The organism is Streptomyces maremycinicus, assembly GCF_001184025.1.
GTDB lineage: Bacteria > Actinomycetota > Actinomycetes > Streptomycetales > Streptomycetaceae > Streptomyces > Streptomyces maremycinicus.
Window position 1 is genome coordinate 68,255 of the sequence record NZ_BBYG01000017.1, and the last position, 23,805, is coordinate 92,059.

A 23,805-nucleotide genomic window follows, 5' to 3' on the forward strand; every position below is an offset into this window, starting at 1 on the left:
TTCAGCGCACGGGGTGTCCGGTCTCCCGCAGCGCGTCCTTGACCTGGCCGATCCGCAGGTCGCCGAAGTGGAACACGGACGCGGCGAGCACCGCGTCCGCGCCCGCCTCGACGGCCGGCGGGAAGTCGGCGAGCCGGCCGGCACCGCCGGAGGCGATCACCGGGACCCGCACGTGCTCGCGGACGGCGGCGATCATCGCCAGGTCGTAGCCGTCCTTGGTGCCGTCGGCGTCCATCGAGTTGAGCAGGATCTCTCCGGCGCCCAGCTCGGCCGCGCGGTGCGCCCATTCGATCGCGTCGATGCCGGTGCCCTTGCGGCCGCCGTGGGTCGTCACCTCGAAGGTCCCCGCGGGGGTCCGCCGGGCGTCCACCGAGAGCACCAGCACCTGGCTGCCGAACCGCTCGGCGATCTCCTTGATCAGTTCGGGTCGGGCGATGGCCGCCGTGTTGACGCCCACCTTGTCGGCGCCGGCCCGCAGCAGCTTGTCGACGTCCTCGGGGGTGCGTACCCCGCCGCCGACGGTCAGCGGGATGAAGACCTGCTCGGCGGTGCGGCGCACCACGTCGTAGGTCGTCTCCCGGTTGCCCGACGAGGCGGTGATGTCCAGGAACGTCAGCTCGTCGGCGCCCTCGGCGTCGTACACCTTGGCCATCTCGACGGGGTCGCCCGCGTCGCGCAGGTTCTGGAAGTTGACGCCCTTGACGACCCGGCCGTTGTCCACGTCCAGGCAGGGGATGACGCGTACGGCAAGGGTCATGCCGGGGACCCTCCTCGGTAGGCCTCCACCTCGACCTCGACGACGAGGCTGGGGTCCACGAGGCCGGAGACGATGAGCATGGACGCGGCGGGCCGGACGGAGTCGAACAGCTCCTTGTGGGCGCGTCCGACGTCGTCCACGTCCCGCGCGTGGGTGAGGTACAGGCGGGTGCGCACGACGTCGTCGCGCCCGAGGCCGAGCTGCTCCAGCGCCGCGAACGCGACGTTGAAGGCGTTGACGGTCTGCTCGTAGGGGCCGCCGCCGGCGATCTCGCCGTCCACGATCGAGGTGCACCCGGAGACCAGCACCAGGCCGTTGGGCAGCTCCACCGCGCGGGAGTACCCGAAGGTGTCCTCCCAGGGCGCGCCGGTCGTCACGCGTCGGACCTCGCTCACCGGGCGACCGCCTCGAGGGCCTCTTCCAGGGTGAACGCCTTGGCGTACAGGGCCTTGCCGACGATGGAGCCCTCGACACCGAGGGGCACCAGTTCGGCGATGGCCCGCAGGTCGTCGAGGCTGGACACGCCGCCCGACGCCACGACCGGCCGGTCCGTCACGGCGCACACGTTCCTCAGCAGGTCCAGGTTGGGGCCCTGGAGGGTGCCGTCCTTGGCGATGTCGGTGACGACGTAGCGGGCGCAGCCCTCCTTGTCGAGGCGGGCCAGCGTCTCGTAGAGGTCGCCGCCGTCGCGGGTCCAGCCGCGGCCGCGCAGGGTCGTGCCCCGCACGTCCAGGCCGACGGCGATCTTGTCGCCGTGCTCGGCGATGACCTCGGCGACCCACTCGGGGGTCTCCAGGGCGGCCGTGCCCAGGTTCACCCGGGTGCAGCCGGTGGCGAGGGCGGCGGCGAGGGTCTCGTTGTCGCGGATGCCGCCGGACAGCTCCACCTTGATGTCCATGGCGCCCGCGACCTCGGCGATCAGCGCGCGGTTGTCGCCGGTGCCGAACGCGGCGTCCAGGTCGACCAGGTGCAGCCACTCGGCGCCCGAGCGCTGCCAGGCGAGGGCGGCCTCGAGCGGGGAGCCGTAGGAGGTCTCGGTGCCCGACTCGCCGTGCACGAGGCGGACGGCCTGGCCGTCGCGGACGTCGACGGCGGGGAGGAGTTCGAGCTTGCTCACAGTGTTCCGATCCAGTTGGTGAGGAGCTGGGCTCCGGCGTCGCCGGACTTCTCGGGGTGGAACTGCGTGGCCCACAGGGCGCCGTTCTCCACGGCGGCCACGAACGGCTTGCCGTGGGTCGACCAGGTCACCTTCGGCGCCCGCAGCAGCGGGTTGTGCACGTCGAGGGACCAGTCGTGGACGGCGTAGGAGTGCACGAAGTAGAAGCGCGCGTCCGCGTCCAGCCCGGCGAACAGCTCGGAGTCGGCGGGCGCGTCGACGGTGTTCCAGCCCATGTGGGGCACGATCTCGGCCTGGAGCGGCTCGACCGCGCCGGGCCACTCGTCGAGGCCCTCGGTCTCCACGCCGTGCTCGATGCCCCGGGCGAACAGGATCTGCATGCCGACGCAGATGCCCATCACCGGGCGCCCGCCGGAGAGCCTGCGGCCGATGATCCAGTCGCCGCGGGCCTCCTTCAGGCCGCGCATGCAGGCGGCGAAGGCGCCGACGCCCGGCACCAGCAGCCCGTCGGCGTTCATCGCCTTGTCGAAGTCACGGGTGATCTCGACGTCGGCCCCGGTGCGCGCGAGGGCGCGCTCGGCGGAGCGGACGTTGCCGAAGCCGTAGTCGAAGACGACGACCTTCTTCGGGCTCTTCGCGTTCCTGGGGTTCTTCGCGGCGGTGCTCAATTCCACACCTCCAGCCGTACGACGCCGGCGACGAGGCACATCGCGGCACCGATCGAGAGCAGCACGATCAGGCTCTTCGGCATCTGCTGCTTGACGAAGGAGTAGATGCCGCCGGCCAGGAAGAGGCCGACGACGATCAGGACGGTCGACAGTCCGGTCATGGCTTTACAGCGCGCCCTTCGTGGAGGGAAGGATGCCCGCCGCGCGCGGGTCGCGCTCGGAGGCGTAGCGCAGGGCCCGGGCCAGGGCCTTGAACTGGCACTCCACGATGTGGTGCGCGTTGCGCCCGTAGGGCACGTGAACGTGCAGCGCGATCTGCGCCTGGGCGACGAAGGACTCCAGGATGTGCCGGGTCATCGTGGTGTCGTACTCGCCGATCATCGGCGCCATCTTCTCGGGCTCGGTGTGCACGAGGTAGGGCCGGCCGGAGAGGTCGACGGTGACCTGGGCGAGGGACTCGTCCAGCGGGACCGTGCAGTTGCCGAAGCGGTAGATGCCGACCTTGTCGCCGAGGGCCTGCTTGAAGGCGGCGCCGAGCGCGAGGGCGGTGTCCTCGATGGTGTGGTGGGAGTCGATGTGCAGGTCGCCGTCGGTCTTCACGGTCAGGTCGAACAGACCGTGCCGGCCGAGCTGGTCCAGCATGTGGTCGTAGAAACCGACGCCGGTCGACACGTCGACCTTGCCGGTGCCGTCGAGGTTGATCTCGACGAGGACCGACGTCTCCTTGGTGGTGCGTTCCACGCGTCCAACGCGGCTCATGCGTCCTCCTCCTTCTTCACATCACGTACCGCGTCGAGGAACGCGTCGTTCTCTTCGGGGGTTCCGGCGGTGACCCGCAGCCAGCCGGGCACGCCGTTGTCCCGGACCAGGACGCCCCGGTCGAGGATCCGCTGCCAGACCTCGTGGGCGTCCGCGAAGCGTCCGAACTGCACGAAGTTGGCGTCGGACGCCGTGACCTCGTAGCCGATCGCGAGCAGTTCGCTCACCAGCCGGTCGCGCTCCGACTTGAGCTGCTCGACGTACTTCAGCAGCGTGTCGGTGTGCTCCAGGGCGGCCAGCGCGGTCGCCTGGGTGACGGCCGACAGATGGTACGGCAGCCGGACGAGCTGGACGGCGTCCACGACCGCCGGGTGCGCGGCGAGGTAGCCGAGGCGCAGACCGGCCGCGCCGAAGGCCTTGGACATGGTGCGCGAGACGACGAGATTCGGCCGACCTTCGAGCAGCGGCAGCAGCGAGTCGCCGTGGCTGAACTCGATGTACGCCTCGTCCACGACGACCATCGACGGCTTGGCGCGCTGCGCGGCCTCGTACAGCGCGAGGACCGTCTCGGCCGGGACCGCGGTGCCGGTGGGGTTGTTGGGGGTGGTGATGAAGACGACGTCGGGCCGGTGCTCGGCGATGGCCCGCTCGGCGGCCGCGAGGTCGATGGTGAAGTCCGCGTTGCGGGGGCCGGAGATCCAGCCGGTGCCCGTGCCGCGGGCGATGAGCGCGTGCATCGAGTAGGACGGCTCGAACCCGATCGCGGTACGGCCCGGTCCGCCGAAGGTCTGGAGCAGTTGCTGGAGGACCTCGTTGGAGCCGTTGGCGGCCCATACGTTCGCCGGGCCGACCGGGTGCCGTGCGGTGTCCGTCAGGTACCGCGCGAGCCGGGTGCGCAGCTCCACGGCGTCCCGGTCCGGGTAGCGGTTGAGGGTGCGGGCCGCCTCGCGCACCCGCTCCGCGATCCGCTCGACGAGCGGCTCGGGCAGCGGGTAGGGGTTCTCGTTGGTGTTCAGCCGTACGGGGACGTCCAGCTGGGGCGCGCCGTAGGGGGACTTGCCGCGCAGCTCGTCCCGTACGGGGAGATCGTCGATTCCGAAGCTCACTTGCTCGCCGGTACCTTCCAGTCGAACCGCGCCTTGATCGCCGCGCCGTGCGCGGGCAGGTCCTCCGCCTCCGCCAGCGTCACCACGTGGTGGGCGACCTCGGCCAGCGCCTCCCGGGTGTAGTCCACGATGTGGATGCCCCGCAGGAAGGACTGCACGGACAGCCCGGAGGAGTGGCAGGCGCAGCCGCCCGTCGGCAGCACGTGGTTGGACCCCGCCGCGTAGTCGCCCAGGGAGACCGGCGCCCAGGGGCCGACGAAGATCGCGCCCGCGTTCCGTACCCGGTCGGCGACGGCGGCGGCGTCGGCCGTCTGGATCTCCAGGTGTTCGGCGCCGTAGGCGTCGACCACCCGCAGGCCCTCGTCGACGCCGTCGACCAGGACGATCGCCGACTGCCGGCCGGACAGCGCCGGGACGATCCGGTCCTCGACGTGCCGGGTGGCCGCTACCTGCGGCTCCAGCTCCTTGGCGACCGCGTCCGCCAGCTCGACGGAGTCGGTGACCAGGACGGCGGCCGCCAGCGGGTCGTGCTCGGCCTGGCTGATCAGGTCGGCGGCGACGTGCACCGGGTCGGCGCTCTCGTCGGCGAGGATCGCGATCTCGGTCGGGCCGGCCTCGGCGTCGATGCCGATCTTGCCCGCGAAGTAGCGCTTGGCGGCGGCGACCCAGATGTTGCCGGGGCCGGTGACCATGTTGGCGGGCGGGCAGGACTCGGTGCCGTGCGCGAACATCGCGACGGCGGTCGCGCCGCCGGCCGCGTAGACCTCGTCGACGCCCAGCAGCGCGCAGGCGGCGAGGATCGTCGGGTGCGGCAGGCCGTCGAACTCGGCCTGCGCCGGGGAGGCGAGCGCGATGGACTCGACGCCGGCCTCCTGGGCGGGCACCACGTTCATGATCACGGACGACGGGTAGACGGAGCGGCCGCCGGGCGCGTACAGCCCGACCCGGTCGACCGGTACCCACTTCTCGGTCACCGACCCGCCGGGCACGACCTGGGTCCTGTGGGTCGTACGGCGCTGCTCGCGGTGGACGAGACGGGCGCGGCGGATGGACTCCTCCAGGGCCGCGCGCACGGCCGGGTCGAGCCCCTCGAGCGCGTCGGCGATCGCCCGCGCCGGCACGCGTACGGACTCCAGCCGGACGCCGTCGAACTTCTCGGCGAAGTCGATCAGCGCCGCGTCGCCCCGATGATGCACGGCCTCGCAAATCGGACGCACCTTCTCGAGGGCGGCCGAGACGTCGAAGTCGGCTCGGGGCAGCAGGTCGCGCAGGGCGGGTCCCTCGGGGAGGGCGTCGCCGCGCAGATCGATTCGGGAGATCACGCCGTCAATTCTCTCAGACCGGGATCGGGCGTCGTCCGCGCGTATCAATGGCTGATACAGAACCTGGCCGGAATCCGGAAGATCGGCTTCGGGTCTGGCGTCCGGGGGTCGCCCACCGGGCATGAACAGCCGTGCGAAAACCGTGAGTGACGAAGGGGGTGGCGCGTGTGACCGAGGGGGTGGGCCTGCGCGCGGGAGGCGATCCCGGGGATCTGCCGGACGACCTGAGCGCCGCCGAGGCAGGCATGTGGCAGGCCTTCCGCAACGGCAGCGTGTACGACCTGAGCAGCGGGGACACCGTCGTCGACGACCCGCACGGCGGGCATCCGTGGGGCGGGTCGCGGACCGTGCGGGCGCGGATCGTCGCCTGGCTGCTGCTGGACGGACCGCCCGCGCTGGCCGGCCGGGTCGCCTCGCTGAAACTGGTGGGCGTGCAGATCAGCGGCACCCTGGACCTCGCCGGCGGCACGGTGGTGCCGTACCTGGAGATGAAGCGCTGCCGGTTCGAGCGGGAGGTGCTGCTGCCGGAGGCGCGGTTCACCACCGTGCGGATGGTGGACTGCTCGGTGCCCCGGCTGGAGGCGGCCAGGGTGCACACCGAGGGCGATCTGCACCTGCCCCGCTGCCGCTTCCACAACGGCGTCCGGCTCACCGACGCGCACATCGGCACGGACCTGCTGCTCAACCAGGCGATCGTCTACCGCGACCGCAGCGGCCGCTCGATCGCCGCCGACGGCCTGACGGTCGGGCAGGACCTCCAGGCCGAGCTGCTCGAATCGCAGGGCGAACTGAGCCTGCGCAGCGCCAAGATCGGCGTGTCGCTGAGCCTGCGCGGGGCGCGGCTGGCGAACCCCTGCACGCGGCTCGCCCTGAACGCGCCCCAGCTGACGGTGGAGCGCTCGCTGTACCTGACCCCGGCCGGTGTCGGCGGGCAGGCGCTGAGCGGCACCACACCCGCGCGCGGGACCCGCATCCAGCGCTTCGAGTGCCGGGGCGGGGTGCGGCTGGACGACGGGCGGTTCGGGGACGCCGTGGACCTGGAGCGGGCCCGGTTCGTGTTCTCGGAGGACCAGGAGCTGTCGCTGCGCCGGGTCCAGACGCCCGAGCTGCGCTTCCTCGGGGAGCGGCCGCCGCGCGGCAAGGTGGTGCTGTCGGGTGCGCGGGTGATCAACCTGGTGGACCGGGCGAGCGCGTGGCCGGGCCCCGGCCGGGTGCACATGGGCGGCTTCGCGTACGAGAACCTGGTGCCGCAGGGCCCGTTCCCGCTGGCCGAGCGGCTGCGCTGGGTGGCCGCGGCGACCGCCGAGTACGCCCCGGAGCCGTACGAGCGGCTGGCCACCGTGCTGCGGGCCGGCGGGGAGGACGAGGACGCCCGCGAGGTGCTGCTGGCCAAGCAGCGGCGCCGCCGCGAGACCCTGCCGCCGGCCGCGAAGCTCTGGGGCTACGTCCAGGACTGGACGGTCGCCTACGGGTACCGGCCGGGCCGCGCGGCGGTGTGGATGGCGGTGCTGTGGGCGGCGAGCTCGCTGGCCTTCGCGCACGCCGCGCATCCGCCCGTCGACCGCGACGGGCACCCGCCCTGGAATCCCGCCCTCTTCGCCCTCGACCTGCTGCTGCCGGTGATCGACCTCGGCCAGGTCGGCGAGTGGCAGCTGCGCGGCGGCTGGCAGTGGCTGTCGTCGGCGCTGATCCTGCTGGGCTGGATCCTCGCGACGACGGTGGCGGCGGGGGCCACGCGACTGCTGCGCCGGGGGTGACCGCAGGCGCCCCGCGGGCTCACGGACAGTTGTCGCGCGGTCACCTTTTACCGCCCCTTGACCGGGTGACGTACAACTTTCGTGAAGGTCTTCGAACCCTCTGGCGCAATCTGAACCCGCGGCTTTTCAATGGGCCACACCATGGCTCTGCTGCCCCCGTTCATCCGCGCCTCCCGGGCCTCCCGGACGGCGCGGAACGCCGCCGCCCCCCACAGCGCCGCCGGGCTCCCCGCCGACGACGAGGTGCTCCTCGACGTGCCCGACGACCGGCTCGGTCCCGCCCTGGTCGCCGCCGGTCTGGGCGCCTACGCGCCCGCGGCCCGGCTCATGGCCCACACCCGGGAGCAGGCCGAGTGGGAGTACCGCGACCGGTACGTCACCCGGCTGGCGTCCTTCGCGCACTCCCGTCCGGAGTGGTTCGACGAGTGGCGGGCCGCCGCCCCGCGCGATCCGGACGTGCTGCTCGTCGCCGCCCAGCTCGCGGTGGAGCGGGCCTGGCGCTCACCGGCCCGGGCGGAGCTGCTGCGTGAGGTGAGCCCGCTGATCACGGCCGCCGGGCAGAGCGACGTCCGCGACCCGGTGCCGTGGCGGATCGCCCTGGACCACGCGCGCGGCACCCGGGCCGGACACAAGTACTTCGGCGAACTGTGGTCGGCCGCGGTCCGCCGCGCCCCCCACCACTACGGCTGCCATGTCGCCGCCAAGCGCTATCTGGCCGAGTCGTGGCACGGCTCCCACCGGGAGTGCTTCGACTTCGCCGACCGCGCCGCGCAGGACGCCCCGGCCGGCTCCCTCGTCCAGGCGCTGCCGGCGCGGGCCGCCTTCGCGTACCTCACCGACGGCTGCGGGCCCGAGGTGCCGCGTGAGCGACTGGACGCGGCGGCCGACCGCGCCATCGCGCTCTCCGCCCGTTTCCCGTCCGTCGACCCGTGGCCGGCCGAGATCCGCAACGTGCTGACGTACGTCCTGGTCCGCCTGGACCGCCACGACGACGCCCTCGCGCAACTGCGGCTGATCGGCCCGTACGCCACCTCGTTCCCCTGGGACCGGGTGTCGGACGATCCCCTCGGCCACTTCCTCGCGGTGCGCGAGGAAGTGCGTTCGGGGCCCTCCGAGCGACCCCCCTGGCGTCCAGGGACCGGGCACGGCGGACGAGCCCACTCCGCGGACCACTAGGCTTCTGCGTCGTGACCACCGTCCGTCTGCCGCTCTTCCCTCTGAACTCGGCGTTGTTCCCGGGGCTCGTGCTCCCGCTCAACGTCTTCGAGGAGCGCTATCGCGCCATGATGCGCGACCTGTTGAAGACCCCCGAGGACGAATCGCGCCGGTTCGCCGTCGTGGCCATCCGCGACGGCCACGAGGTGGCCCCCAGCTCCCCCGGCCTGCCCGACCAGACCGCGCTGCCCGAGCGCGGACCGGCGGCCGGCTTCGGCGAGAGCCCGCTCGCGGCGTTCCACGACGTCGGCTGCGTGGCCGACGCGGCGACGATCCGCGAGCGCGCCGACGGCACCTTCGAGGTGCTGGCGACGGGCACGACCCGCGTCAAGCTGCTGTCGGTGGACGCGTCGGGCCCGTTCCTGACCGCCGAGCTCCAGGAACTGCCCGAGGACCCGGGCGACGAGGCGGGTGCCCTCGCGGAGGGCGTACTGCGCGCGTTCCGCCAGTACCAGAAGCGCCTGGCGGGTGCCCGGGAGCGTTCACTGGCCACCGGCGCGGATCTGCCGGACGACCCGTCCGTGGTGTCGTACCTGGTGGCCGCGGCGATGATGCTGGACACCCCGACCAAGCAGCGCCTGCTCCAGGCCCCCGACACGGCCTCCCGCCTGCGGGACGAGCTGAAGCTGCTGCGCGCGGAGACGGCGATCATCCGCAGCCTGCCCTCGCTGCCCGCGTCCGACCTGACGCGCGGCCCGACGAGTCTCAACTGAAGGCCCGCATGGCGAAGAAGCCGAAGAAACAGCAGTCCGCGGGCACGCCCGCGACAGTCGCCCTGACGGCGGCGGGCGTGGACTTCACGGTCCACGCCTACGACCACGACCCGAACCACCCGTCCTACGGCGAGGAAGCGGCCGAGGCGATGGGCGTCTCCCCCGACCGGGTCTTCAAGACCCTGGTCGCGGACGTGGACGGCACCCTGACGGTGGCCGTGGTCCCGGTGGCCGGCTCGCTGGACCTGAAGGCCCTGGCGTCGGCGGTGGGCGGAAAGCGGGCGGCGATGGCCGACCCGGCCCTGGCGGAACGCACCACGGGCTATGTCCGGGGCGGCATCTCCCCCCTGGGCCAGCGCAAGAAGCTCCGCACGGTCCTGGACGCCTCGGCGACGACCCACCCCACGATCTGCGTCTCGGCGGGCCGCAGAGGCCTGGAGGTGGAACTCACCCCGACGGACCTGGCCGACCTCACAACGGCGACCCTGTCCCCTATCGCCCGCCCCTGAACAGCCCGCCCGGCGCTCGAGGACAAGGCCCGTACAAACAGCCCGTCCGGCGCTCGAGGACGCGGCCCGTTCAGGGCCGACAAGGGGTCTGGGGGTCTGGGGGCGCTGCCCCCAGGGTCGGGACGGGAAGGGGCGGCGGGGGCGAGGAAACCCGCCCCTAGCCCATCGGCGCCCCGTACCCGTCCTTGGGCATGCCCATCTGCGCCTGGTACGGATCGGGATCCCGGGGCCCGAACAACGCCGTGAGCCCGAGGTGCACCAGCGCCGCCGCGAACGGCCACGCCAGCAACGCCCCCTTCGCCCCGAGCTTCAGCGGAGCCGAGAACGTGACCCCCTTGCCCGCCGCCCGGGCGTGCGCGATCACATCGGAGTCGGGACCCAGCCACATCCCCAGCCGCCACGCCAGCAGCGATCCGAGGAAACCCCCGACGGCGAGCGCGATCACCAGCGGCACTCCGCCACGCCGCCGCCACAGGAACACGGCCACCGCGCTCACGGCCCCGCACGCCAGGGCCAGCAGCGTGAACGTCCCGTCCACGCCGATCGCCTGCTCCCCCTCGGTGTCCTTGAAGTAGACGACCCAGTTGTCGTCCACCAGGTCACCGACGAGCGGCACCTTCGGGGCCAGCCACACCCACAGCAGCCCGAGCAGCGCCCCGGCGATCGCGACCACCACGGTGATGACGGCGGCTTCGCGCAGTTCGGTCTTCATGCCGGGCCCGTCCTGTCCGTACGCGACGTCATGGGGCGCGGCGGCGACTCCCGCGTACCCCCCGGGAGACGGCGGCCAGGCAGCGTGCGGGGAGGGCTCGTGCGGCGGCGGAGGCGGAGTCAGCGGTGCGGTCACCCTGCCATCGTGCCAGGCGCGTCTGTGCCGCGCGTCACCGGACGGCCGCGCGACGGTACGCCCAGGTGGCGACGGCCAGGGAAACCACGCCGAAACCGGCGCACACGGCGAGGTCACCGAGGACGAAGGCCCAGTCGGGGCCGGCCCGGAAGGTCCGGGCGAAGGCCTCGACCCCGTACGTCGACGGCAGCAGGTCGCGGGCGAAGCGCACCGGCTCCGGCATCCGGTCCGGCGGCAGCACGCCCAGCAGCAGCGCCGCCGACATACCGAGCTGCCCCAGCACGGTGGCCAGCTCGGGACGCGGCGCGAGCAGCCCGAAGGCCGCGCCGAGTCCGGACAGCGCGGCTCCGGCCAGCGGGATCACGGCCACGAGCACCCACAGGTGGGTGAGCGGCAGGCCGAACAGCACACATCCGAAGACCGCGGTCACCAGGGTCCCCGGCACGGTGAACGACGCGTACGCCCCCGCCGCCCCGAGCACCACGGCCGCCGGCGGCACCGGCAGGGTCGCGTAGTGGTCGAGTCCGCCGCTCGCCCGCAGCTGACCGAAGTACTGCGCGAGGAGGTTCAGCGCCACGAACGCGACGACGAGCACCGCGGAGCCCGCCACGACGGCCTCCGCCTCGTGGCCCCCGTCCACCACGCCCCGCATCATGATCAGGATGCCGACCGACTGGAAGGTCGCCACGAACAGCAGCGGGATGCGGGCCACCCGGGCCCGGGACAGCTGCGCCCGGTACACGGCCACCAGCGACGGCCACAGCCGCGCGCGGGGTGCCAGCTCGGCTGGGGCGGCGCGGGGCGCCGTCCGGGTGACGGCCCGGGCGCTTCCCGGCAGAACCTCGGCGGGTACGACACTCACGTGACGTTGCTCCTCTTCCCTACGGTTCCCATACCGTCCCATACGGGCCTGGAGGCTCGCTCGCTCACTCGGGAGCCCCGCGCTCCGGCCGCGCTCATGCCCGGGGCGCTCATGCCCGCACCAGTCCCTGCCGTGCCGCTCCGCCCAGCGCCAGATACACGTCCTCCAGGCTCGGGGTGGCCAGCGTGAAGTCGTCGAGGGCCGCGAAGGCGGCCCCGCCGGTGACGGTGGCGACGACCGCGCGGGCCTCGTCGGGCGCCAGCCGCAGCGTCCAGCGGCGGCCCGACTCCACGGCCCGCTCCCGCAGCGCGGCCACCTCGGGCACGTCCAGCGGCGCCCGCTCCCGCCACACCAGCTCGACCCGTACCTCGTCGGCGACCTGCTCCTTGAGCCCGGTGGGGGTGTCGCAGGCGATGACCCGGCCCTGGTCGATGACGGCGACCCGGTCGAGGACGGTCTCGGCCTCGATGACGTTGTGGGTGACGAGCAGCACGGTCGTCCCGCGTTCGGCCCGCCGCCGGTCCACGGAGGCCCACACGGCGCGCCGCGCCACCGGATCCATCCCGGTGGTGGGTTCGTCCAGCACGAGCAGGGGCCGCTCCCCGACCAGCACGGCGGCGAAGCAGGCCAGCCGCCGCTGTCCGCCGGACAGTTTGCGCAGCGGCCGTCCGGCGATCGGGGTGAGTCCCAGCTCGTCGAGGACGGCGTCGCGTTCCCGGCGGGCCGCGCGTACGTCGAGGCCGCGCAGCCGTCCGGTGGTCTCGGCGGCCAGCGAGACGGTGAGGTCGTCGAGGGCGGTGGACTCCTGGCCGAGGTAGGCGAGGATCCGCGCCGCCCGCTCGGGGTGGCGCACGATGTCGTGCCCGAGGATCTCCACGCTGCCCGAGTCGGGGCGCATCAGACCGGTCATCTGCCGTACGAGGGTGGTCTTCCCCGCGCCGTTCGGGCCGAGCAGTCCGAAGATCTCACCGCGCCGGATGTCCAGGTGTACGTCGTCGGTGGCCCGGACCTCGGGTGTCGCGGGAGTGCCGCGCCGGCCGCGGACCGCCGGATAGGTCTTGGTCAGCCCGCGCACGGCACACACGACCTCGTCCCTGTGCCGAATGGGCGGTGCCGCGCGCGTACTCACAAGGGACGAGACTACGGGGTCACGGACCGCCGCTCGCCGTCGGGGCGTCGCGGGCGGCGGGTTCAGTCCCCGGCCGGAGCGTGCTCGGCGGCCGTCCGTACGTCGATCTCGCGCCAGAATCCCGCCCGGATGGCGTACCGGTCGTGTTCGTCGATCTGGTCGTCCTTGTGGGCGAGCAGTCCGAAGCGGGCCGCGTACCTGAGCAGCTCGCCGTCGATGCGGTGCGGGATCCGCGGGTACATGCCGGACAGCTTCTGGAGCTGGCCCTGCTCGCCGAGGCGGCCCATCCAGCGGCGCGCGAAGACCTGCCCCACCTCGTACGGGTCGCCGCCGACGGTGGTGATGTCCTCCTCGCGGTCGGCCCAGCGCTGCTCGGCCGTGGTGAGCTGCGCGAGGGTGGGCATCGCGGCGACCTCGGAGGGTTCGGCGGCGATCCCGGGCCGGTCGACCCAGCCCTTGTCGGAGGACCAGCGCAGGGTGGCGGTGGGGGGCTGCTGGACCGCGTGGACGGCCTGGGCGCCGGGGGCTCGCAGGGCGGCCAGGTCCTTGGGGGTGGGCACACCGCCCTTGGGGGCGGGAACGCGATCCTCGACGCCGTTCTCGGAGGGGCCGGCGGCGGAGGCGTGCTCGGTCTCCTCGCCGCTCCGCTCGGCGGCGCGGGCGAGGCCGGAGTCGGGCAGCGGCGCGGAGAGGATCGCGGCGATCTCGGGCCGGGGCGCGGGCGGCGTCGCGCAGGTCCCGCCGAGCTCCTTCGCGCGGACGGCCTTGGTGATCCAGGTGCGGTCCAGGACACGCCGTTCGTCGGCCTCCGCGACCAGGTCCTCGGACTGGTTGTAGTCACCGTCGGCGGCCTGGACGGCCCACAGGTGGACGGCGACGCCGTGCTCCTTGGCGGCCATCATGCCGGGCAGCAGATCGCCGTCGCCGGTGACGAGGACGACGTCGGAGCAGGCGCGGTTGCGGGCCAGTTCGGTCAGTTCGGCGTGCATCGCCGCGTCGACGCCCTTCTGCGCCCAGCGGCCGTCGCTGCGGGTCAGGGCGCCCAGCCGGACGGTCACCCGGGGCATCACGCGCAATCTGCGGTGTTCGGGCTGGGGGACGCGGTCCGGAGCGCCGTCGAACCAGTAGATGCGCAGCAGCGGCCGCTCGGTCTCCGACTCGGCCTGTTCGCGCAGTCCCTGGACGAGGGCGGAGTGGTCGACGGTGATCCGCGATCGCGAGGGCTCTCCGGCGAGGAGGCTGGCGGCGGCCCCCAGCAGATACCCGGCGTCCACCAGGACGATGCAGCGGTCCACACGACTCACCCTCTTTCCGGGAGGTTTGCTTCGGGCTTTCTTCGAGTCTGCCCGACCACGCGGAGGTTAACGGCCGGAACTCGATCTTCGGCGTGGCGTTTCGGGGGCTTGCGGCATGACAAGCACTGTTACAGACGGTAATTATCTGAAATGCGTCGTAAGTCAGCCTATGTGAGTCTGGTCCCGTCGATGGCCCCCAGATCCTCCCAGGAGGCAGATCACCATGGCCAAGAACAAGAAGCAGGAACGTAAACAGCCGCAGTCCGAGCGCGGCCGTCAGGCCGCCCAGCAGTCCTCGATGGAGTCGCAGGCCGAGCAGCGCATCGCCCAGGTGACGCCCGCCGACGTCGCCCGCAAGGGCCGGCAGAAGCGCTTCGGCCACAACTGACGTCCCGGCGACGGGCCGTTGCGGCTCGGACGCACCGAGGGGCGCATCCGCTACCGGATGCGCCCCTCGTACGTTCCTCCCGCGTTCTCTGCCGGGCTCCGCCGTGCTCGGCCTCGCCCGGTCGGCTCCCGCGGTGCTCAGCCGGCCAGGCAGGACGGGCCGAGCAGCACCTTCAGGTCACCGAAGAGCGCCGGGTCGGGCTTGACCCGGTGCCGGTCCAGCCGCAGAACGGTCGTCTTGGTCGGGCCCTGGAGCCTGATGCGGACCTCGCTGTCACCCCGGTGGTGGGTGAGGATCTCCCCCAGCCGGTTGATCATCGGCGGGGTGACCCGGGTGGCCGGGATGGTGAGGATCACGGGTGCGTTGGTGCCCGCGTTCGACAGGTCGGGGACCTGGAGTTCCATGGCGACGAGCCGCGGCACGTCCTCCCGCTTGTCGAGGCGGCCCTTGACGAAGACGACGGCGTCCTCGACGAGTTGGGTCGAGACGAGCTGGTAGGTGGCCGGGAAGAACATGCACTCGATGGAGCCCGCGAGGTCCTCGACGGTGGCGATCGCCCAGGCGTTGCCCTGCTTGGTCATCTTGCGCTGGAGACCGGAGATGATGCCGCCGATGGTGACGACCGCGCCGTCCGCGTGCTCGCCTCCGGTGAGCTGGGCGATGCCCGCGTCGGCCTTGTCGGACAGCACGTGCTCCAGGCCGAAGAGCGGGTGGTCGGAGACGTACAGACCGAGCATCTCCCGCTCCTGGGCGAGCAGATACGTCTTCTCCCACTCGTCGGTCGTGAACTCGACGTCGAGTCCGAAGCCGGGCTCGCTCGTCTCCTCCTCGCCCATGCCGCCGAAGAGGTCGAACTGGCCCTCGGCCTCCTTGCGCTTGACCGCGACCACGTTGTCGATCATCGGCTCGAAGTGCGCGGTGAGGCCCTTGCGGGTGTGCCCCAGGGTGTCGAAGGCGCCCGCCTTGATCAGCGATTCGGTGGTGCGCTTGTTGCACGCCACCGCCTCGACCTTGTCGAGGTAGTCGGGGAACGAGGCGTACTTGCCCTTGGCCTTGCGGCTCCTGATGATCGACTCCACCACGTTGGTGCCGACGTTGCGCACGGCCTCGAGGCCGAAGAGGATCACGTCGTCGCCCTGCGCGGCGAAGTTGTGCACCGACTCGTTGACGTTCGGCGGGAGCACCTTGATGCCCATGCGCCGGCACTCGTTGAGGTAGACGGCCGACTTGTCCTTGTCGTCCTTGACCGAGGTGAGCAGACCCGCCATGTACTCGGCGGGGTGGTTCGCCTTCAGGTAGGCGGTCCAGTACGAGACCAGGCCGTACGCGGCGGAGTGCGCCTTGTTGAAGGCGTAGCCGGCGAAGGGGACCAGCACGTCCCACAGGGCCTGGATCGCCTCGTCGCTGTAGCCCTTGTCCCGGGCGCCCTTCTGGAACAGGACGAAGTTCTTCGCCAGCTCGTCGGGCTTCTTCTTGCCCATCACCCGGCGGAGGATGTCGGCCTCGCCGAGGGAGTACCCGGCGATGATCTGGGCGGCCTTCTGTACCTGCTCCTGGTAGACGATCAGGCCGTAGGTGACGGCCAGGACCTCCTGGAGGGGCTCCTCCAGCTCCTTGTGGATCGGGGTGATCTCCTGGAGCTTGTTCTTGCGGAGGGCGTAGTTGGTGTGCGAGTCCATGCCCATCGGGCCGGGCCGGTAGAGCGCGGAGACGGCGGAGATGTCCTCGAAGTTGTCGGGCTTCATCAGGCGCAGCAGCGAACGCATGGGGCCGCCGTCGAACTGGAAGACACCGAGGGTGTCGCCGCGCTGGAGCAGTTCGAAGGTCTTCGGGTCGTCGAGCGGCAGCGCCAGCAGGTCGAGGTCGATGCCCTTGTTGGACTTCACCATCTTGACGGCGTCGTCCATGATCGTCAGGTTGCGCAGGCCGAGGAAGTCCATCTTCAGCAGGCCGAGCGACTCGCACTGCGGGTAGTCCCACTGCGTGATGGTCACGCCGTCCGTGTGCCGCACCCAGATCGGGGCGTGGTCGACGATCGGCTCGCTGGACATGATCACGCCGGCCGCGTGCACACCCATCTGCCGGACCAGGCCCTCCACGCCCTTGGCGGTGTCGATGACCTTCTTGACGTCCGGCTCGTTCTCGTACATCGCGCGGATCTCGCCCGCCTCGCTGTAGCGCGGGTGCGAGGGGTCGGTGATGCCGTTGAGGTCGATGCCCTTGCCCAGGACGTCGGCGGGCATGGCCTTGGTGAGACGGTCGCCCATCGCGTACGGGTAGCCCAGCACGCGCGCGGAGTCCTTGATCGCGTTCTTGGCCTTGATCTTGCCGTAGGTGCCGATCATGGCGACCTTGTCGGCGCCGTACTTCTCCGTCACGTACCGGATCACCTCGACGCGCCTGCGCTCGTCGAAGTCGATGTCGACATCGGGCATGGAGACGCGCTCGGGGTTGAGGAACCGCTCGAAGATCAGGCCGTGCGGGATCGGGTCGAGGTCGGTGATGCCCATCGCGTAGGCGACGATCGATCCGGCCGCGGAACCACGGCCGGGACCGACGGCGATGCCCTGGTTCTTCGCCCACATGATGAAGTCGGCGACGACGAGGAAGTAGCCCGGGAACCCCATCTGGATGATGACGTCCATCTCGTACTCGACCTGCTTCTGCCGGTCCTCGGGGACGCCGCCCGGGAAGCGGCGGTCCATGCCCCGGCGGACCTCCTCCTTGAACCAGGTGACCTCGGTGAAGCCGTCGGGGATGTCGAACTTCGGCATGAGGTTCTTCGCCTCGAACATGCCGGTGGTGTCGATCTGCTCGGCCACCAGGAGCGTGTTGGCGCAGCCCTCCTGCCAGGCGTCCGAGGAGTCGATGGCGTACATCTCGTCCGTGGACTTCAGGTAGTAGCCGGTGCCGTCGAAGCGGAAGCGGTCCGGGTCGGAGAGGTTCTTGCCGGTCTGGATGCACAGCAGCGCGTCGTGGGCGGTCGCCTCGTGCGCGTACGTGTAGTGCGAGTCGTTGGTGACCAGCGGCGGGATACCGAGCTTCTTGCCGATCTCCAGCAGGCCGTCACGGACCCGGCTCTCGATCTCGATGCCGTGGTCCATCAGCTCCAGGAAGTACCGGTCCTTGCCGAAGATGTCCTGGTACTCGGCGGCGGACTTCAGGGCCTCGTCGAACTGGCCGAGGCGCAGCCGGGTCTGGAGCTCGCCCGAGGGGCAGCCGGTGGAGGCGATCAGGCCCTCGGACCACTGGGAGATCGTCTCCTTGTCCATCCGGGGCCACTTCTGGAGCCAGCCCTCGGCGTACGCGTCCGAGGAGAGCCGGAAGAGGTTGTGCAGGCCCGTCGCGTTGGCCGCCCAGATCGTCTTGTGGGTGTAGCCGCCGGAACCGGAGACGTCGTCGCGCTTCTGGTGCGGCTGGCCCCACTGGATCTTGCGCTTGTTGCGCCGCGACTCGGGGGCGACATACGCCTCGATCCCGATGATCGGGGTGACTCCGGCTTTCTTCGCGGTGTGGAAGAAGTCGTACGCCCCGTGCAGGTTGCCGTGGTCGGACATCGCGATATGGGTCATGCCCATCTCGTTGCACGCGTCGAACATGTCCTTCAGCCGCGCGGCACCGTCCAGCAGCGAGTACTGGGTGTGGACGTGCAGGTGCGTGAACGGCGGCTTTGACACGGCTGCGGCCTCCAAGGGAAACAAACGGCAACGGGTGTCCCACCGGTTACGGACGGATCGGGGGACAGCGTCGAAGTCTATGCCTCGCGACTGACACCCGGGCTCGTTCCCCACGTACCTTCACGGGTGGGGCCGCGGGCACTTTCGTCCGGCCCCGCCCGTTGGAGACGACAGAAACGCTGTCGTTCATGTCATGCACCAGGAGGCACCCAGCGATGTCGGTTCCGCAGCTCAACGACGAGCACCGCGGCGAGGAGATCCTCGCCGTCTTCGACACCGCGTTCGGCGAGCTCCTGGCCGCCGACCCGGCCGCGTTCCGGGTGAAGTTCCGGAAGATGGCGGCCTCCGCGTTCGCGTTCTACCGGGGCACCGCCGGCCTCTTCTACCACGATGTGGACGCCGAGAAGCGCGGCGGCCCGTTCCTCGACGAGCGCACCTCGCGCGTGTGGATCCACGGCGACCTGCACGCGGAGAACTTCGGCACGTACATGGACGCGACGGGCCGGCTGATCTTCAACGTCAACGACTTCGACGAGGCGTACGTCGGGCCCTTCACCTGGGACCTGAAGCGCTTCTCCGCCTCCATCGCCCTCATCGGGTACGCCAAGGCGCTCGGCGACGAGCAGATCAGCGAGCTGGTGGAGGTGTACGCGGGCGCCTACCGGGAGCGGATCCACGCGCTGGCCACCGGCGCCAAGAGCGACGAGGTGCCGCCCTTCACCCTGGACACCGCGCAGGGCCCGCTGCTCGACGCGCTGCGCGACGCCCGCTCGCTGACCCGCTTCGGGCTGCTGGACTCGATGACGGAGATCCGTGACTTCGAGCGCCGCTTCGCGCCGGGCGGCGGCTCCATCGAGCTGGACGCCGCCACCCGCTACAAGGTGCTCGCGGCCTTCGACGGCTATCTGGAGACCCTGCCGGAGACCTCCCTGGCCCGCCCGGACTCCTACCGCGTGAAGGACGTCGTCGGCCGCCGGGGCATCGGCATCGGCTCGGCCGGTCTGCCGTCGTACAACATCCTGCTCGAGGGCCACAGCGACGCCCTGGAGAACGACGTCGTGATCTACATCAAGCAGGCCCAGACCCCGGCCGTCTCCCGGCACATCACGGACCCGGCGATCCGGGACTACTTCCTGCACGAGGGCCACCGCACGGTGATCTCCCAGCGCGCCCTCCAGCAGCACGCCGACCCGTGGCTGGGCTGGACCGAGCTGGGCGGCGCCGGCCAGCTGGTCGCCGAGGTCTCGCCGTACGCGGTCGACCTGGACTGGGGCGACATCGACGACCCGGAGGAGATCGCGGGCGTCGTCGCCGACCTGGGCCGGGCCACGGCCACGATGCACGCGGCGGCGGACGACACCTCGGGCGAGTCCCTGGTGCCCTTCTCCACCGAGCGCGCCATCGACGCGGCCATCGCGGCCGACGAGGACGGCTTCGCGCCGCTCCTGGTCGACTTCGCGCACACCTACGGCGCACGCGCGCGGGCCGACCACCAGATCTTCGTCGACCTGTTCCGCAACGGCCGGATTCCAGGTCTGTGACGGTCCGCTTTCTCACAGGGACCCTTTAGGGGCCTCCTACGGGAGCACGTGACACACTCTCCTCCGCTATGGACATATCCGGGACCCGACTCAGAGCCGTACGCGCGGCGCTGTTCACGGCATGCGTCGTGACGCTCAGCACCGCGTCGCACGTGCTGCTGTCCCGGGCCCCACTGCCGCTCAACACGGTGGCCGCCGTCGCGGCCGCCGTGTTCGCCCTCGCGTACGTCCTCGCCGGCCGCGAGTGCGGCTTCGGGCGGATCGCCGCCCTGCTGATCCCGCTGGAGCTGGCGGCCGACACGGTCTTCACCACCGGCCAGCACGTCTGCTACGGCCGTGCGGGCGGCCCCGTCGCCGGCCCGCTGGCCTCGGTCGGCTGGGACGTGCTGTGCGGCGACGGCACACCCGTCGGCACCCCGCTGGCCCAGGTCACGGGCACCGACCCGGACCAGCTCGGCGGGCTCCTCGCCCACCCCGACCCGGCCGCCGCGTGGCTGCTGCTCGGCGCGCACGTGTGCGTCGGCCTGATCGCGGCCGCCTGGCTGCGCCGGGGCGAGCGGGCGCTGGCCCAGCTGCTCCGGGCGGCGACCGCGACCACGTTCCGGCCGCTGCTGCTGGCCGTCGCCGCGGTGACCGTACGACGCGCCCCGGCGGCCCGCCGCCTGCCGCGGCCCGTCCGCCGGTCGACCACCGTCCGCGAGCGGATTCTCGTGCACTCCCTGGGACGGCGTGGACCGCCGTGCTCGCCCGCCACGGTCTGACCAGGCCCGCACGTCCGCGCGGCCCCTGGCACCCCGAGCACCACTCCAGTCCCTCAGTCCCCACACGAACTTCCGCGTACGGCATCCGTGCGCGTCCCTTTGGAGAACATCATGAGCAAGCGGAACAGCGCGGCGGCAAAAACGGCGGCCCGGGAGCGGCTGCGCATCGAGCGTGAGCGCGAGGCCAAGCGGGCCAAGGTCAGGCGGCAGATCATCGTCGCCTGCTCGGTCGTCGGCGTACTCGCCCTGGCGGGCGGCATAGGTTACGCCGTCGTCCAGGCGAACAAGCCGGGCTACTGGGAGGACGCCAAGGACGCCAAGGTGGTCGCCCCCGCCAACACGTCGGGCACGAACGGCACGACCGTCATCCTCGGCAAGAGCACGGCCAAGAAGGTCCTCAAGATGTACGAGGACCCTCGCTGCCCGGTCTGCGCCTCGTTCGAGCAGACCGTGGGTCCAGCGGTGAAGACCGACTTCGACGCCGGCAAGTTCAAGATCCAGTACGTCGGTGGCACCTTCCTCGACGGCGACCAGCTCAAGGACGGCACGATCGGGTCGCGCGGCGAGGGCTCCAAGAACGCGATGAGCGCCATGGGCGCCGCGCTGAACGTCAGCCAGGAGGCGTTCCTGGACTACAAGACGGCGCTCTACTCGGCGAAGTGGCACCCGGACGAGTCGGAAGACAAGTTCAAGAGCGACAGCTACCTCATCGAGGTGGCCGACACGGTTCCCGCCCTGAAGGGCAACACGAAGTTCCAGACCGCCGTCAAGAACGGCACCTACGACGCGTGGGCGCTGGCCATGTCGAAGACCTTCGACACTAACAAGGACGACGTCAGCGGCACCCCGACTCTGGTCATGGACGGCAAGAAACTGACCGACTCCGGCGGCCAGAACGCCCCCATGACGGTCGCCGACTTCACCACGGCGATCACGGCGGCCCTCAAGGGCTGACTTGACCTTTCCACCTCCCACCGACAGACAGGCTCAGTCTCCGCGGCTTGTTTATGACCTTGTTTGACGTCAGATCTCCACAGTAACGTGCACACCCGGCTTGAGAATCGCACGTGCGTTCGGGCCGGGTGTGCACGGAAGAACAAGTGGAAATCGGGGAGGACTCCAAGTTGACCGACTGGAGCAGCAACATCAAGCGCGCACTGACGGGAGCCGGTGTGGCCGCGGCAGTGGTGACGCTCAGCGCCGCACCGGCCTTCGCAGGAACCAATCTTCATCTCAAGTCATACAGCGAGAGTTGTGGAGCCCTGGGCTGCACCACCGTCGAGCACGCAGACGGCTACTTCTACCATGACGGCGACCACTGGAAGGTCTGCGACAACTACGCAGATGGACACCGAGCAGTTCTGGAAGTCCAGTGGGGCGACTCCGGCGGAAGCCACGTCCTGCGAATCCAGGACACGAACGGCTCTGGGAACTCCTGCGCCGTGGGCAACAAAAACCTGACTGAAGGCCAGAAGGTCACAGTCATCACCTGGCACCAGGACGGGGCAAGCGGATCGCCCAAGAACATGGTCCGAGGTACTGCTACCGCCTGATCCTCAGGAATTGTTGACCGTCCTGCGGCTGCAGCGGGACCAGGCAAGGACCAACCAGCGTGAAGAGCGGGCGAACTTTTGGGAGTTCGGCCGCTCTTCTGTCGTACTGGTCAGTAATCTGATCGCCCGTGACCAGTCGATACAGATCCTCCGAGAGCGCCGACACCCCGTCAGAGCGCCCCAACTCGCTGTCGCCGCGCCGCCGTACGGCGCTGAAGGCCGTGGCCGCCACCGCGGTGCTGGCCGGCCCGCTCGCCGCCGCGCTGCCCGCCCGGGCCGCCGAGGCCCCCGTCTTCCTGCACGGCCTCGCCTCCGGCGACCCGCTGCCCGACGGCGTCCTGCTGTGGACCCGGGTGACACCCACCGCCGAGGCGATACCCGGCTCCGGACTCGGTCCGGCCACGGAGGTGAGCTGGGTCGTCGCCACGGACAAGGCACTGACGAACGTGGTCGCCAAGGGCTCCACCACCGCGTCCGCCGCGACCGACCACACCGTCAAGGCCGACATCCGCGGCCTCGCGCCCGCCACCGACTACTGGTTCCGCTTCTCGGCCGGCGGCACGGACTCCCCGGTGGCGCGTACCCGCACCGCGCCGGCGGCGGACGCCGCCGTGCCGGGACTGCGCTTCGGCGTGGTCTCCTGCGCCAACTGGGAGGCCGGCTACTTCTCCTCGTACCGTCATCTCGCGGCCCGCGGCGACCTGGACGCCTGGCTGCACCTGGGCGACTACATCTACGAGTACGGCACCGGTGAGTACGGCACGCGCGGGACCGTCGTACGGCAGACGGCGCCCACGCACGAGATCCTCACCCTCGCCGACTACCGCACCCGGCACGGCAAGTACAAGACGGACCCGGACCTCCAGGCCCTGCACGCGAAGGCGCCGGTCGTCGCGATCTGGGACGACCACGAGTTCGCCAACGACACATGGTCGGGTGGCGCCGAGAACCACACCGAGGGCGCCGAGGGTGCCTGGTCGGCCCGGCAGGCGGCCGCCAAACAGGCCTACTTCGAGTGGATGCCGGTCCGGCCGGCCATCGCCGGCACCACCTACCGCCGGCTGCGCTTCGGCAAGCTCGCCGATCTGTCCCTGCTGGACCTGCGGTCCTTCCGCTCGCAGCAGGCCGCCGTCGGCAACGGCACCGTCGACGACCCGGACCGCACGCTCACCGGCCGCGCCCAGCTCGACTGGCTGAAGGCCGGGCTGAAGTCCTCCGACACCACCTGGCGGCTGGTCGGCAACTCGGTGATGATCTCGCCGTTCGCGATCGGCGCGCTCTCCGCGGACCTGTTCAAGCCGCTCGCCAAGCTGCTGGGCCTGCCGCAGGAGGGCATAGCCCTCAACACCGACCAGTGGGACGGCTACACCGACGACCGCCGTGAGCTCCTGGCCCACCTGCGCTCGAACGCGATCCGCAACACCGTCTTCCTGACCGGTGACATCCACATGGCGTGGGCCAACGACGTGCCGGTGGACGCCGGGACCTACCCGCTGTCGGCCTCGGCCGCCACGGAGTTCGTGGTCACCTCGGTGACCTCGGACAACCTGGACGACATCGTGAAGGTCCCGGAGGGCACGCTCACCGCGATCGCCTCCCCGGTCATCAGGGCCGCGAACCGGCACGTCCACTACGTGGACACCGACCGGCACGGCTACGGCGTCCTGGACATCACCGCCGAGCGCGCGCAGATGGACTACTACGTGCTGTCCGACCGCACCAGCGCCACCGCGACCTCCGCCTGGTCCCGCTCGTACCGCACGCGCAGCGGCACCCAGAAGGTGGAACGGACCTACGACCCGGTCTGACCGGCCCGGCACCGGGTCCGG

23 protein-coding genes are annotated in these 23,805 nt (G+C 71.2%); 10 read left to right on the forward strand and 13 right to left on the reverse strand.

The features are described 5' to 3' along the window. Position 1: 1 nt before the first annotated feature. The 8 genes from hisF to hisD are packed head-to-tail and all read right to left on the reverse strand — an operon-like array spanning position 2 to position 5,729. A complete protein-coding gene (gene hisF, locus AOQ37_RS25810; protein WP_062647359.1) occupies positions 2–757 on the reverse strand; it encodes an imidazole glycerol phosphate synthase subunit HisF in 756 nt (251 codons plus the stop codon). Beyond that, positions 754–1,152 carry a RidA family protein gene (locus AOQ37_RS25815; protein WP_062647360.1) on the reverse strand — a complete coding sequence of 133 codons (399 nt, stop codon included), beginning with the start codon at positions 1,150–1,152 and terminating at the stop codon, positions 754–756. The genes hisF and AOQ37_RS25815 overlap by 4 nt, the downstream gene beginning before the upstream one ends. Next, positions 1,149–1,874 (reverse strand): bifunctional 1-(5-phosphoribosyl)-5-((5-phosphoribosylamino)methylideneamino)imidazole-4-carboxamide isomerase/phosphoribosylanthranilate isomerase PriA, encoded by a 726-nt coding sequence (priA, locus tag AOQ37_RS25820; RefSeq protein ID WP_062647366.1) that lies wholly within the window; start codon positions 1,872–1,874, stop codon positions 1,149–1,151. The genes AOQ37_RS25815 and priA overlap by 4 nt, the downstream gene beginning before the upstream one ends. Continuing rightward, on the reverse strand, positions 1,871–2,548 hold the full coding sequence (gene hisH, locus AOQ37_RS25825) for an imidazole glycerol phosphate synthase subunit HisH (protein WP_062647368.1): 678 nt from the start codon (positions 2,546–2,548) through the stop codon (positions 1,871–1,873). Before hisH ends, priA begins: the two co-directional genes overlap by 4 nt. Continuing rightward, a complete protein-coding gene (locus AOQ37_RS40905; protein WP_062647370.1) occupies positions 2,539–2,703 on the reverse strand; it encodes a CG2302 family histidine operon protein in 165 nt (54 codons plus the stop codon). The genes hisH and AOQ37_RS40905 overlap by 10 nt, the downstream gene beginning before the upstream one ends. Positions 2,704–2,707: 4 nt before the next feature. Next, entirely contained in the window at positions 2,708–3,301 is a 594-nt protein-coding gene (hisB, locus tag AOQ37_RS25835; protein ID WP_055632936.1) for an imidazoleglycerol-phosphate dehydratase HisB, read from the reverse strand. Further along, positions 3,298–4,407, reverse strand: a complete 1,110-nt coding sequence (locus AOQ37_RS25840; RefSeq protein ID WP_062647375.1) for a histidinol-phosphate transaminase — start codon at positions 4,405–4,407, stop codon at positions 3,298–3,300. The genes hisB and AOQ37_RS25840 overlap by 4 nt, the downstream gene beginning before the upstream one ends. After that, positions 4,404–5,729, reverse strand: a complete 1,326-nt coding sequence (hisD, locus tag AOQ37_RS25845) for a histidinol dehydrogenase (protein ID WP_062647376.1) — start codon at positions 5,727–5,729, stop codon at positions 4,404–4,406. Before hisD ends, AOQ37_RS25840 begins: the two co-directional genes overlap by 4 nt. A gap of 167 nt (positions 5,730–5,896) precedes the next feature. Between hisD and AOQ37_RS25850 the strand changes: the two genes are divergently transcribed. The 4 genes from AOQ37_RS25850 to ybaK all read left to right on the forward strand — a co-directional run bounded on the left by AOQ37_RS25850 (position 5,897) and on the right by ybaK (position 9,923). Beyond that, positions 5,897–7,486: a hypothetical protein gene (locus AOQ37_RS25850; protein ID WP_062647862.1), complete on the forward strand. Its 1,590-nt coding sequence runs from the start codon at positions 5,897–5,899 to the stop codon at positions 7,484–7,486. A 129-nt stretch (positions 7,487–7,615) separates the two neighbouring features. Beyond that, positions 7,616–8,662, forward strand: coding sequence for a hypothetical protein (locus AOQ37_RS25855; protein ID WP_062647378.1), 1,047 nt, complete (start codon positions 7,616–7,618; stop codon positions 8,660–8,662). A gap of 11 nt (positions 8,663–8,673) precedes the next feature. Then, a complete protein-coding gene (locus tag AOQ37_RS25860) occupies positions 8,674–9,414 on the forward strand; it encodes an LON peptidase substrate-binding domain-containing protein (RefSeq protein WP_062647383.1) in 741 nt (246 codons plus the stop codon). 8 nt (positions 9,415–9,422) lie between these two features. Beyond that, the gene (gene ybaK, locus AOQ37_RS25865; RefSeq protein ID WP_062647385.1) at positions 9,423–9,923 is read left to right on the forward strand and encodes a Cys-tRNA(Pro) deacylase; all 501 of its coding nucleotides are present in this window, start codon (positions 9,423–9,425) and stop codon (positions 9,921–9,923) included. Between the two features lie 157 nt (positions 9,924–10,080). Here ybaK and AOQ37_RS25870 read toward each other — a convergent pair whose 3' ends face one another. The 4 genes from AOQ37_RS25870 to AOQ37_RS25885 form a co-directional block, all read right to left on the reverse strand. After that, positions 10,081–10,770: a DUF2567 domain-containing protein gene (locus AOQ37_RS25870; protein ID WP_078890360.1), complete on the reverse strand. Its 690-nt coding sequence runs from the start codon at positions 10,768–10,770 to the stop codon at positions 10,081–10,083. A gap of 34 nt (positions 10,771–10,804) precedes the next feature. Next, a complete protein-coding gene (locus AOQ37_RS25875; protein ID WP_062647389.1) occupies positions 10,805–11,632 on the reverse strand; it encodes an ABC transporter permease in 828 nt (275 codons plus the stop codon). Between the two features lie 109 nt (positions 11,633–11,741). Further along, entirely contained in the window at positions 11,742–12,716 is a 975-nt protein-coding gene (locus AOQ37_RS25880) for an ABC transporter ATP-binding protein (RefSeq protein ID WP_062647390.1), read from the reverse strand. A 107-nt stretch (positions 12,717–12,823) separates the two neighbouring features. Further along, entirely contained in the window at positions 12,824–14,056 is a 1,233-nt protein-coding gene (locus AOQ37_RS25885; RefSeq protein WP_062647392.1) for an NYN domain-containing protein, read from the reverse strand. A 223-nt stretch (positions 14,057–14,279) separates the two neighbouring features. On the opposite strand from AOQ37_RS25885, the gene AOQ37_RS40910 reads away from it, so the two are divergent. After that, complete coding sequence (locus AOQ37_RS40910) at positions 14,280–14,444, forward strand: hypothetical protein (protein ID WP_199825085.1); 165 nt, start codon at positions 14,280–14,282, stop codon at positions 14,442–14,444. Between the two features lie 137 nt (positions 14,445–14,581). Here AOQ37_RS40910 and dnaE read toward each other — a convergent pair whose 3' ends face one another. Further along, complete coding sequence (gene dnaE, locus AOQ37_RS25890) at positions 14,582–18,121, reverse strand: DNA polymerase III subunit alpha (RefSeq protein WP_062647394.1); 3,540 nt, start codon at positions 18,119–18,121, stop codon at positions 14,582–14,584. Between the two features lie 215 nt (positions 18,122–18,336). Here dnaE and AOQ37_RS25895 point away from each other — a divergent pair, with 215 nt between their 5' ends. From AOQ37_RS25895 to AOQ37_RS25910, 5 genes are all read left to right on the forward strand, one after another. After that, positions 18,337–19,662, forward strand: a complete 1,326-nt coding sequence (locus AOQ37_RS25895) for a DUF2252 domain-containing protein (RefSeq protein ID WP_062647396.1) — start codon at positions 18,337–18,339, stop codon at positions 19,660–19,662. Between the two features lie 68 nt (positions 19,663–19,730). Continuing rightward, entirely contained in the window at positions 19,731–20,423 is a 693-nt protein-coding gene (locus tag AOQ37_RS25900; protein WP_062647398.1) for a hypothetical protein, read from the forward strand. Positions 20,424–20,534: 111 nt separating this feature from the next. Next, positions 20,535–21,377, forward strand: a complete 843-nt coding sequence (locus tag AOQ37_RS25905; protein ID WP_062647863.1) for a thioredoxin domain-containing protein — start codon at positions 20,535–20,537, stop codon at positions 21,375–21,377. A gap of 170 nt (positions 21,378–21,547) precedes the next feature. Beyond that, complete coding sequence (locus AOQ37_RS40510) at positions 21,548–21,976, forward strand: hypothetical protein (protein WP_159401370.1); 429 nt, start codon at positions 21,548–21,550, stop codon at positions 21,974–21,976. 128 nt (positions 21,977–22,104) lie between these two features. After that, complete coding sequence (locus AOQ37_RS25910) at positions 22,105–23,784, forward strand: alkaline phosphatase D family protein (RefSeq protein WP_062647400.1); 1,680 nt, start codon at positions 22,105–22,107, stop codon at positions 23,782–23,784. The last annotated feature ends 21 nt before the right edge of the window (positions 23,785–23,805 follow it).

Coding starts and splice junctions, on each gene's coding strand:
- ybaK (WP_062647385.1), top strand. CDS start 9,423: ATGGCGAAGAAGCCGAAGAAACAGCAGTCCGCGGGCACGCCCGCGACA.
- AOQ37_RS40910 (WP_199825085.1), top strand. CDS start 14,280: ATGGCCAAGAACAAGAAGCAGGAACGTAAACAGCCGCAGTCCGAGCGC.
- AOQ37_RS40905 (WP_062647370.1), bottom strand. CDS start 2,703: ATGACCGGACTGTCGACCGTCCTGATCGTCGTCGGCCTCTTCCTGGCC.
- AOQ37_RS25905 (WP_062647863.1), top strand. CDS start 20,535: ATGAGCAAGCGGAACAGCGCGGCGGCAAAAACGGCGGCCCGGGAGCGG.
- hisF (WP_062647359.1), bottom strand. CDS start 757: ATGACCCTTGCCGTACGCGTCATCCCCTGCCTGGACGTGGACAACGGC.
- AOQ37_RS25855 (WP_062647378.1), top strand. CDS start 7,616: ATGGGCCACACCATGGCTCTGCTGCCCCCGTTCATCCGCGCCTCCCGG.
- AOQ37_RS25900 (WP_062647398.1), top strand. CDS start 19,731: ATGGACATATCCGGGACCCGACTCAGAGCCGTACGCGCGGCGCTGTTC.
- AOQ37_RS25895 (WP_062647396.1), top strand. CDS start 18,337: ATGTCGGTTCCGCAGCTCAACGACGAGCACCGCGGCGAGGAGATCCTC.
- hisB (WP_055632936.1), bottom strand. CDS start 3,301: ATGAGCCGCGTTGGACGCGTGGAACGCACCACCAAGGAGACGTCGGTC.